This is a genomic window from Ruegeria sp. AD11(2025), assembly GCF_056542405.1.
In genome coordinates this window covers 34109-44913 of the sequence record NZ_JBQFZU010000032.1, presented here as the reverse complement: position 1 = coordinate 44913, position 10805 = coordinate 34109, and the positions used below count along the sequence as shown (strand labels likewise).

At 57.2% G+C, this 10805-nt stretch carries 9 protein-coding genes; 6 read left to right on the top strand and 3 right to left on the bottom strand.

From position 1 onward, the window contains the following. Window positions 1–176 precede the first annotated feature (176 nt). Window positions 177–1178, bottom strand: a complete 1002-nt coding sequence (gene torT / locus ACR1XY_RS21035) for a TMAO reductase system periplasmic protein TorT (protein ID WP_480596147.1) — start codon at window positions 1176–1178, stop codon at window positions 177–179. Here torT and ACR1XY_RS21030 point away from each other — a divergent pair. Beyond that, the gene (locus ACR1XY_RS21030) at window positions 1156–3936 is read left to right on the top strand and encodes an ATP-binding protein (protein ID WP_480596145.1); all 2781 of its coding nucleotides are present in this window, start codon (window positions 1156–1158) and stop codon (window positions 3934–3936) included. The two genes, torT and ACR1XY_RS21030, sit on opposite strands and share 23 nt — an antisense overlap. On the opposite strand, the gene ACR1XY_RS21025 is transcribed toward ACR1XY_RS21030, so the two are convergent. Then, complete coding sequence (locus ACR1XY_RS21025; protein ID WP_480596143.1) at window positions 3909–4613, bottom strand: response regulator; 705 nt, start codon at window positions 4611–4613, stop codon at window positions 3909–3911. The genes ACR1XY_RS21030 and ACR1XY_RS21025 overlap by 28 nt on opposite strands. A 114-nt stretch (window positions 4614–4727) precedes the next feature. Here ACR1XY_RS21025 and ACR1XY_RS21020 point away from each other — a divergent pair, with 114 nt between their 5' ends. The 4 genes from ACR1XY_RS21020 to ACR1XY_RS21005 all read left to right on the top strand — a co-directional run bounded on the left by ACR1XY_RS21020 (window position 4728) and on the right by ACR1XY_RS21005 (window position 9386). Further along, window positions 4728–7397, top strand: a complete 2670-nt coding sequence (locus ACR1XY_RS21020; RefSeq protein WP_480596141.1) for a molybdopterin-dependent oxidoreductase — start codon at window positions 4728–4730, stop codon at window positions 7395–7397. 81 nt (window positions 7398–7478) lie between these two features. Beyond that, the gene (gene moaA / locus ACR1XY_RS21015) at window positions 7479–8588 is read left to right on the top strand and encodes a GTP 3',8-cyclase MoaA (protein ID WP_480596139.1); all 1110 of its coding nucleotides are present in this window, start codon (window positions 7479–7481) and stop codon (window positions 8586–8588) included. 30 nt (window positions 8589–8618) lie between these two features. After that, window positions 8619–9053 carry a pseudoazurin gene (locus ACR1XY_RS21010; protein WP_480596137.1) on the top strand — a complete coding sequence of 145 codons (435 nt, stop codon included), beginning with the start codon at window positions 8619–8621 and terminating at the stop codon, window positions 9051–9053. A gap of 18 nt (window positions 9054–9071) precedes the next feature. After that, on the top strand, window positions 9072–9386 hold the full coding sequence (locus tag ACR1XY_RS21005; RefSeq protein WP_480596135.1) for a carboxymuconolactone decarboxylase family protein: 315 nt from the start codon (window positions 9072–9074) through the stop codon (window positions 9384–9386). A 204-nt stretch (window positions 9387–9590) separates the two neighbouring features. Here the strand turns inward: ACR1XY_RS21005 and ACR1XY_RS21000 are convergent, their stop codons facing one another. Further along, window positions 9591–10091 (bottom strand): TetR family transcriptional regulator C-terminal domain-containing protein, encoded by a 501-nt coding sequence (locus ACR1XY_RS21000; protein ID WP_480596133.1) that lies wholly within the window; start codon window positions 10089–10091, stop codon window positions 9591–9593. A gap of 491 nt (window positions 10092–10582) precedes the next feature. On the opposite strand from ACR1XY_RS21000, the gene ACR1XY_RS20995 reads away from it, so the two are divergent. Then, window positions 10583–10789, top strand: a complete 207-nt coding sequence (locus ACR1XY_RS20995; protein WP_480596130.1) for a hypothetical protein — start codon at window positions 10583–10585, stop codon at window positions 10787–10789. Window positions 10790–10805 lie beyond the last annotated feature (16 nt).

The window sequence follows — 10805 nt, the reverse complement described above, 5'->3', positions numbered from 1 at the left end:
CACATACCGTGTCGCGCTGAAAGACAAAGGCCAGCAGAACCGAACTTTGGTAGTAATGGTTTTTGAGAACCACAAATGAAAAGCCTTGTTGTAAGAAACGTGGATTCGATGCCCAAAAGGACCACTAGTATCGTCGGTCCTGCTCACTGAGGTATGACGGTCTGCTTTCCGCTGACTTACTGAATGCTTGGAAAGTACTCTGCCGGAGATATCTGGATATCGACCAACGTCGGATCTGACCGGGTCAACAGGATTATGTCAGGCCCAGTCAGCCCGACCGGTTTTTCAAATGCCAGAACGGACACAACCTGATTGAGTGCCATGTCACCCTGCATGGCCGGATCGTCAAATGGAGCTGCTATGACCCTTCCATTCATCAAGCCACGCATGACCGTATGGCTGATATAGGTAGAGATCAGCTGCGGCGGATCAGGATCATCTGAGTTCACAAGTACACCAATTGCCGCCTCAATTGCTGGTGCACTACCAATCAGGTAATCCGCATCGGGATAGCGTTCCAAGGCCGTTTCGACCTGAGCCAGTTGCTGACTAAGGCCCGTGTCGGCACCAAAGACCTCGAGGATGGTCACCTCGCTGCCGCTCAGGCCATTGCGCAGCCCCGCCTCCAGTGGGCCCGTCCAACCGGCTTCTGCCGGACCTGAAATAAAGATTGCGGTTTTGGGCGGCGATCCGTCGGGATGCAGCTTGGTCAAGTGATGCCCAACGGCTTGTCCCATATCTTGCCAGTCAACTCCGATGCGCCCACTCAGGGTATCTGCATGAAGCTCGTTGACCAGGCCAAAAACAGGGGTCCTCAGCGCTGCCTGTTCTATCGATGCGATCAGATCCGCATGATCAGATGTTACTGCGCCGATGAGTATTGCATCGACGCCCTGGTCAATGCAGGTTTCAATCTGCTCGATCTGCCGAGAACGGGCGCGGTAGCCGCCCGCCTCATAGAATCGAAGGTCCAACCCCAACCGCTCTGCTTGCTGTTCCAGCCCATAGCCGACGCTTAGCCAGTATTCATCCTTGAAATGGGGAACAAGCACGCACACCAGCGTACGCGGACCCGCCGCGGCAGCAGACCAGAACGCGACACATAGTCCGGTCGCCAAGATTGAACCAACCCAGATGGCCCCGTAGTGTCTGACAATGCGACGGACGAGATTTGACACGCGGCTGATCCAGATCCTTTCAGCAATGGGGGCGCTTGCCATTATGGTGGGTATCGTCGCGATTGCCGTCAACCGATATCTGATTCGCACGCAGAACGATCTAATCGAAACCAACCTGCCCGCAATAGAGCTGGCCAGCCGGATCGGCGCCTCTGCCGAAGTTGTTGGCACGCTTGCAACCGCATTCACGCAAGCGGATACCAGCGATGATCTTGATCGAATTTCAGTTGCGCTTGGCCAGACCGTCGAAAGCATCGAACGTGGGGTTCAGGTCTTGTTGGGCATGAGCCCGACCACGGCCCAAACAGGGCCGGAATCCCGCGCCAGCGAGATTGTCGCGCAAATGGCCAAAAACGGACAAGAGGAGTTGCAGCTTGCCATCCACATCGCGGAACAAACAAACGAGATCATCCAGCTGGCGGGCCAATTGGAATCAATCATCAGCGACGAGACCGATCTGGCGCGACTAAGGATAACAGCTGGCATCGTAGGGATTTATACCGAGTCTGACGGCGATCCGCGCCCGGCGCTGGACGAACTTGCGGATCGCCATTTCTTTGCCTTCGAACGGTTGACAGAGCTCGCAAATGTGGTTGATACGATCCGGCTGAAGCTGCAGCAGGTGCAGGTGATTGCCACGCCAGATGCGCTGGCCGATCTCCGCACCGAGCTATCGGATCGTCTGACGCTGGCCGATCGTCGCATCCGCTACCTGCCGACACCTACGGCAAGGGACGTGGCACAGGCTGCGCTGCAACAGCTGCAGGATACCATCGCGCAAGGTGGGTTGGTTGACCGGCAGCAGGACAGGATCGCCTTGCAGATGGCGATTGCTGACGACAGTCAACGCCTGCAATCCATGATCGCGAGCCTGTCGTCGCAAGCCCGACAGGCTCGCGATGCCGTGCAGGCCCAGGGGGTCGCCCAGATCGCGGCAGCAGAACGGCAGTCGTCGGTAATGAACATCGCGTTGCTTGTGGTGGTCGCTGCAGCGGTGATCACCGGTTCGGTCCTGTGGCTTTACGCCCGACAGCACCTGGTCGCGCGTCTGGGAGAGCTGGCCCGACGCATTGTGGCCGTGGCGGAAGGTGAATATGGCGCGCCGATGCAGATCAGCGGCCATGATGAGATCGGGCGTATGGAAAAAGCGCTCAACATCCTGCGTCGCCGCGCAAGCGAAGCAGCCGAGCTGCGCGAACATCTGGAAGAGACGGTGATCGCGCGTACCGGCGATGTCGTTGCCGAGATGCAGGCCTCGGACGCGGCGCGCACCGAGGCCGAGGCCGCAAACCGAAGCAAAACCGAGTTTCTGGCCCGGATGAGTCATGAAATCCGCACCCCGCTGAACGGGATTATCGGGATGTTGGGGCTGCTGGAGGCCGAAGTGACAGACAAGGACCGGCAAGATCGGGTGCGAACGGCGCACCGCTCGGCCCGCGAATTGCTGGAGATCACAAATGACATTCTGGACTATGCGAGCAGCGAAGACAGCGGTAATCGCACGAACCCCGTGCATTTTCACCTGCGCGATCTTGTTGGCCAGCTTGGTCACCAGCTGCAGTCGCTGGCCGCAAAGACGGGGCTGCAGACCGTTGTCGAACTCACAGAACCCGCGCCCCCGGTGCTGTTCGGCGACGTTGTGAAAATCCGACAGATACTGGGAAACCTGATCTCGAACGCGGTCAAATACACCAAGCGCGGGACTGTCACGCTTACCGTGGACCACGCGGTGGCGGAGGACACAGGACAGCCCGTTGTCAGTTTCACGGTGACCGACACCGGAATAGGCATGACGCGCGAGGCTATCGCTCAGGCCTTTGATGCCTATACGCGGACAGCAACCGTAAAACGCGCAGGAATAGAGGGGCTTGGTCTCGGTCTTGCCATCTCGCGCAATCTGACCGAAGCGCTCGGCGGGGTGCTGAGCGTCGAAAGTGAACCTGGCGTCGGCACCCGGTTTACCCTGACCGTTCCGTTGATGCCCGGCGATGCCGACTGTGTGGCCGAAGACGAAACCCAACTGTCCGAGGCCGATCTCAACCGCAATGTCCTGGTGATCGACGATCATGCCGTGAACCGCATGGTGGCACGGGGCTATCTGGAGCGGCTGGGATGTCGGGTGCAAGAGGCTGAAACCGGAATGGCCGGATTGAAGTGCTGCCGCGACAATCGCTTCGATCTCGTCCTGATCGATCTTGATTTGCCGGACATGCGAGGCGAGGAGGTAGCCGCAGGGATTGGCGCCGGGGAACACGCGCCGAAGCTGGTCGCGCTGACGGCGCATTTGATTGATGACACGGAACAGAACCGCGCCCGGCTGGGCGTTGCGCGCATTCTGGCCAAGCCGATCTCGCCCAGGGCTTTGACAGAAGTTCTTTCGCCTGTCAGCGCGACCGAAACGCTCCAGCAGGAAACGGCGGTTTTGGACAGTCTTCGAAGCGATATTTCAGATCTCGGCCATGAAACGACAGCGCTGATCGTATCCGAGTTTCTGCGCGCATTGCCCGAGGCTGTGGCGACGATCAAGTCCACACGGGCCGACCAGCAACGCAAAGCCGCACACCGGTTGAAAGGTGCCGCTGCGAATTTCCGGCTTGAGACCCTTTGTACGCTGCTTGCCGAGTTGGAGGCCCAAGACAGTGATTCCAGCGAGGCCCTGTTGGACCGGGTCTGCGCCAGTGCCAAGACCGCGGCATCAACCCTTGAAGTGGCGGCTACAGAGGCGGGGCTTCAGGTCGAAGTCGGATCAACGAAGTGATAACCCTTACCATGTTGGGTCAAAATCCATTCGGGGTTGGCCGGGTCTTTTTCCAGCTTCTTGCGCAGCCGTCCAACCACCACGTCGATCATCCTGTCATTGGCGCGGTTGGAGCTGCGGCCGATCAGTTCTGAAAGCCGCGCGCGGCTGAGCGTTTGCCCAGGGTGATCTGCCAGTGCCTTCATAATCGCGAATTCCTGAGGTGTAAGTGTTTCTGTTCTTGCGACCGAGACCAACCGGTGCCGAATCCGATCAAAACACCAAACGCCAAACAATTCGACCGGCGGTGGGCCCTCGGGTGCCTGCCCGATATCCGCAATCCGAGCCAGCAGATTCTTCACGCGCGCCGCCAATTCACGTTTGTCGAATGGTTTGGTTACATAGTCGTCGGCACCCATTTCCAATCCGACGATCTTGTCGACCTGATCATCGCGGGCTGTCAGCAGGATGATACCGACCCGTGATTTTGCCCGCTGTTCACGGGTGATCGTCAGGCCATCCTTTCCGTCCATGTTGATATCGACCAGCAACAGATCCGGCGGATCGTATTCGATGATGCTTTCCATCTCGTCCGCATCTTCGGCCATGCTGACGCGATGCCCCTGCTCTTGCAGATAAGCGGCAAGCCGCAACCGGGTCGTGCGGTCGTCTTCGACGATTAGGATATGCTGCGCCATAGGCTGCTTTTACATTTCTTTACATATTCGGACAACCGCAGTTGTGCGCAGTCAAAGTGACAGCTTCGCCCAAAGAATAATGTGCGCCCAGAAGCCAGTCACAGGAGGCCCGATATGTCTTTCTCAACGCCAACCCGCCGCGCCTTTTTGCAAGGGGGCATCGCCACATTCGGCGCAACCGCCCTGATGAATTCCACTGCACTTGCAGCGCTAGACCCCAACTCCTTCGGGGGGCGCACGTTCCACGCGACCCATTTCGGCCCATTTGAGGCCGTGGTCCGCGATGGCAAGCTTATCGGCATCAACAAAATCATGGAGCTTGATGCCCGTCCCACCGAGATGCTGGCCTACGGCGTCATGGACCGGACCTATGACAAGAGCCGGATCAACTACCCGATGGTGCGTAAATCCTATCTGGAAGGTTGGGAAAGTGGCGACATCAAGCCCGAATTGCGCGGCAAGGAAGAATATGTCCGCGTCGATTGGGACACCGCCTGGAGCCTGACCGCCAAGGCGCTGCTGGATACTGCCACCAACCACGGAAACGAAGCGATCTTCAGCTCATCCTATGGCGGCTGGTCGAATGCCGGCGTGTTCCGCCCGAATGTTTTGCAGGGACGTCTGATCAACCTGATGGGCGGCTGCACGAACACGGCAGGCGACTGGTCGGCTGGTGCCGGTCAGGTATGTCTGCCGCATATCATCGGCGACATGGAAGTCTATTCCGCGCAATCCGCCTGGGAAACCATCCGCGACAATACCGAACTGTTCGTGCTTGTCGGCTGTGACCCGATCAAGAACAACCGGATCGAGTACCGCGTGGCCGACCACGGCATGTATGCCCATTGGGAAGAAATCCGCGATGCGGGCGTCAAGTTCATCTCGATCAACCCGCAGCGCACCGCCAGCGACGACTATCTGAACGCAGAGTGGAAACGGATCATACCGAACACCGATACCGCCCTGTTCCTGTCGATGGCCCATCACGCGCTGGAAAACGGTTTGGAAGACCAGGCCTATTTGGACAAATACACAGTCGGCAGCGACAAGTGGATTGCCTATGTGAAAGGTGAAACCGACGGCACACCAAAAACGCCCGCCTGGGCCTCGGCTATCACCGGCATTGACGAGCAGGAGATCAAGGATCTCGCTGAACTCATCGCATCGTCGAAAACCAGCATCGCCGGTTCCTGGGCCATCCAGCGCGCCCAACATGGCGAGATGGCCTATTGGTCGCTGATCAACTTTGCGGCCTTGCTTGGAAAGATTGGTAAACCGGGCGAGGGCGTTGGGTTCTCGTGGCACTATGGTAACGGCGGTATGCCTCAGGGTGGCAACGCCACACCGGTCGGCATGAGCCAGGGCAGAAACTTCGTCAAGAAGATCGTCCCGGCCTCGCGCATTACCGAGGCGTTGGAAAGCCCGGGCGTGGATTTCTTCTATAACGGGCAGACCAACACCTATCCCGACATCAAGATGATCTTCAATGCCGGCAACAACTTCATGTCGCACCAGCAGGATACCAACCGGCTGATCCGCGCGCTTGAGAAGGTCGAGACCATCGTCTCTGTCGATGTGTGGTGGACAGCTGCGACCCGCTGGGCTGATATCGTCCTGCCTGCAGCCTCGACACTGGAACAGGATGACATCACCTCGGGCGGCACCTATTCGAACGACCGCGTCTACGCGATGAAGAAGGTGATCGAACCGGTTGGCGAAAGCCTGCCCGACTATGAAATCTTCGAAGGTCTGGCCGACAAACTGGGTCTGTGGGCGCAGTTCACAGACAGCGAAGACAAGATGTATCACATCAAACTGGCCTATGAGGCTTCGGGCGCGGCCAAGGAAACCCCGTTCGAAGAGTTCTGGGAAAAGGGTTATGCCCGGATGCCGGTACCTACCGAGGCCCGGAAGTGGGTGCGCCACGGCGATTTCTACTCGGACCCGGACGCAAACCCGCTGCACACCGCATCGGGCAAGATCGAAATGTTCTGCGAAAACATCGCGAATATGGAGATCGAGGACTGCCCCGGTATGCCCATGTGGATGGAGAAACACGAATACCTCGGCAACGCCAAGGAAGGCCAGTTGCACGTCGTGTCGCCCCATCCATGGTACCGCCTGCACAGCCAGATGGACCAATCGGAAACGCTGCGGGGTATCTACAAGGTACAGGGTCGCGAACCGGTTCGGATCAATGCCGATGACGCCGCAAAACGCGGCATCGCCGATGGCGATCTGGTCGAGCTTTACAACGACCGAGGCACCGTTATCGCCGGGGCCGTCGTCAGCGACGAGATCATGCCGGGCGTCGTTTCGATCTACGAAGGGTGCTGGCCGTCACTTGACAGCAAGGGGCGCTGTAACTCCGGTCTGGTGAACTTCCTGACTTCGACGCAGCGCGCCTCAGGTCTTAGCGAAGCAACCACGGCCAACACCGTCCTCATCGAAATGCGCAAATGCGAAGACCCCGAAGGTCCGAACATGGCCTACGACAAACCTGCGATCATCGAAGACATGGAGCTTGCCGCGATTGACGATGATAAGCTTGGCCTGGAGCGGCTCGAAGCATTGACGGCATCCCTCTACGCCGACATGACTCCGGGCGAGAAGATGTTCTTCCAGCGGTGTACTGTCTGTCACGCCCCACGGGAAGTGACCCACTACACGCAACAACAGTGGAAAGGCATCGTGCCGTCCATGTTCGAACGGGCCGGCCTTGATGACAGCGAACGTGAACTCGTCATGGAATACCTGATGATGAACGCGGCCGACGCCAACTAAGGCACCGAAGACCAGCGTGGCCGGGGCAACGCCCGGCCACGCAAAACTTTAAAAAATCCCCATCACATGCAGGAGGGTCCGATGCTGGACAACACAAACAGCAGTGGTTGCGGTGAGAATGCCGACCCTTTTGGCCTGAGCCCCCTTAAAACTGCGCGCATTGGCGCATCTTCGACATCCAAAAGAAAAGCGCGAGAAACGCTAACTCCGCTGGTCGATGGTTTTGGCCGAACCGTCACCTATCTGCGCCTGTCGGTCACCGACCGCTGCGACCTGCGCTGCACCTATTGCATGGCCGAGAAGATGTCATTTCTTCCCAAGCGCGAACTATTGAGCCTCGAAGAACTGGCCCGCCTCAGCGACATTTTCATTCGGTGTGGTGTGCGCAAGCTGCGCATTACCGGTGGCGAACCTCTGGTGCGCCGCGATGTGATGGATTTGTTTCAGGATGTGTCGCGGCATCTGCGGTCCGGCGCGCTGGATGAACTGACACTCACCACCAACGGCACATTGCTGGCGTGCCATGCAGATGGTTTGGCGGCTTGCGGGGTAAAGCGAGTCAACGTCTCGCTCGACACGCTGAGCCCGGATCGATACCGCGGCCTGACCCGACTTGGTGATATTCGCATGGTTCTGGCCGGGCTGGATGCCGCGCAGGACGCGGGCCTACGGGTCAAGTTGAACGCGGTTGCCAGCCGTGGCGCGTTCGAAGACGAAGTCGACGATTTGATCCGCTTTGCCCATGGGCGCGGCATGGGCTTGACGCTGATCGAGGAAATGCCGCTGGGCGATACTGGTCTGGACCGAAATGACAGCGTGCTCTCCCTGCGTGATCTGCAATCGGACCTGGCGCGCCGATGGACGCTGACCCCAATAAACCGCAACTCTGGCGGTCCGGCGCGCTATGTGCAGGTCGCAGAGACAAGTGGCCAGCTTGGGTTGATTTCCCCGATGTCCTGCAACTTCTGTGCGCTCTGCAATCGGGTGCGGGTCAGTTGCACCGGACGCCTTTATACCTGCATGGGTGACGAGGGTTCGGTTGACCTGCGCGCGCCCCTGCGCCGATCCGAGGACGAGGCATCGTACGCCATTCGAAGCGCGTTACTGATGAAGCCCGAGCGCCACCGCTTCGACCTTTCCCAAATGTCACAGCCCGCCGTGGCGCGCCATATGTCCGCACTTGGCGGATGAACCTCTTGAAACCTCACAAGGAAACGTAAGATGAAACTCAAATCTCTAACCACAGCCACCCTGCTGGCTCTTGCCCCGGTTTCGGTCCTTGCCGAAACCATAGAGGTCCAGATGCTGAACCGAGGCGAAGCTGGAACAATGGTGTTTGAACCGCGATTTGTCTCTGCTCAGGCCGGTGATATCGTGGTCTTCCGCGCAGCGGACAAAGGTCACAATGCCGAAACCGTCGAAGGTATGGTTCCCGAAGGGCAAGAGCCTTTCGTAGGCAAGATCAATGAAGAAGTTGAGGTTGAACTGACTGCCGATGGCATGATCGGGGTTAAATGCAAACCGCATCTCGGGATGGGTATGGTAATGGTCATTGAGGTCGGCGCTTCTGATATGCAGGAAGGGTTCCTCGATGCCAAAATGCCAAAGAAAGCCAAGAACGCATTTGAAGAAATCATTTCCGAAGGCATGAGCTAACGAAAAGGAGAGATTGAAATGACCAAAGATCTGCCCGGCGCCGCAGGGGCGCTTGCTGCAAAACACCCCAACATCTGGGATGCATATGCCGCACTTGGATCAGCGACCGCACAGGCCGGGAACCTCACGGAACGCGAACGCCGGCTTGTCAAACTGGCACTCGCGATTGGCGCCGCGTCAGAAGGTGCCGTACATTCACATAGCCGCCGAGGGCTAGCCGAAGGAATTCCTGCTGAAGACTTGCGGCAGGTCGCGCTTTTGGCGATTGGCCCGCTTGGGCTTCCACGAGCTGTTGCAGCGGGAACGTGGATTTCGGACGTGACCGATAATTAAACCTATCACATGCGGCGCCTGACCAGAGAGGCGTCGCACGTATCCTTGAGAAACCGATCTCGTCGTTAGGCAGCATACACATCATTTATTGAAGCGGACGATTGAGCCGACAGCGTTGAAGATGCTCTGGCTCATTTGTTGAGACCTCACGCGGCGCGCCCGTTGGTCGGAGAGGCGCAATGTACCCGCTTCGAGCCTAACCTTTTAGTCACATTCACGCATGGACTGCTGAGTGTTTAAGTGCTTTGGAAACACTGACTGCAGTACAAACAGACAGATCTTAAAAGCCTCCTCGGGTTTGAAAATCTCTGAGTGCAAGTGGTAATCGGTCCAGAGCCTTTCCAACAGTGCAATCAATGCGTCTGCGGCAAGTTTGCCGTCGATGTCTTTGTACTCACCTTCGCTGTTTACTTCCTCAAATAGTTCCAGGATCACGGCTCGAAAACCTTTGTCTCGCGAGTCGATCAAAGGAAAGATGTGTGGATTCGAGAGCGCTTCTGCCCGAAACGAAAACCAGATCGAAACATCCCGTGGATTAAGAACGAAGGGATCGAAGTCCGCCTTTATGATAGAAATCAGCTTTTGGGCCGCGTCCAACTTTTGATCGTCTGCTATTGCCCTCCACTGCCCCGCGTAGCGCTCTGACAATTCTTCTGCCACAGCGAGCAGCAGCTTCTCCTTAGAACCAAAATGAAGGTTTACCATTCCCCGAGACAATCCGGATAATTCCTGGATCCTAGCCGAGGTCGATCCGCGAATTCCTTATTCGTGAATAGCGTCTGCAGCCGCCTGGATCAGCTGCTTTCGGTTCTGCAACTTGCTCAGATCTCGGGCATTGGTTGGGCTATCTGACTCGAGAGTAATCTCACTTGTCCTTCGCTGGGGTGCCGCTTTTGGTCTTGTCGCATCTAGCGGATCAAAAGATCAAGGATTGGCATTGAATGAATGTTTGTTCATTTTGTGATACACGTTACAATAAGGTGACGCATGACCCTTTTCAATTCCAACTTTCAATCCGTACGCGACTGGGACAACAAGCACTTCCTGCACCCGTGGGAGGGAATGTCGCATCTCGGTCTGAATGAACAAACTTTTACCGAAAGAGGTCTTGGTGTTCACGTCATGACAGAGGACGGCATGGTATGGGGCCGGTGGGCTGCGTTGAATGTGTTGCTGACGCAAAAGCAGAAAACCTGTTGGACTTTGATAAATCAGTAGGTGCATTGATTGACCGGCATTGCCAAGAGAACGGCCTGATCCTGCGCCCTATCATCAATATGTGCGTGTTTTCCCCACCACTGATCATCACAGAAGACGAGTTGAACCAGATGTTCGACATCCTTGAAAAAGGCATACAGCTGGCGACCGAAGATCTGACGCGACAGGGTGCTTTGAGGATTTAGGTTTTGCAGCGGAAAG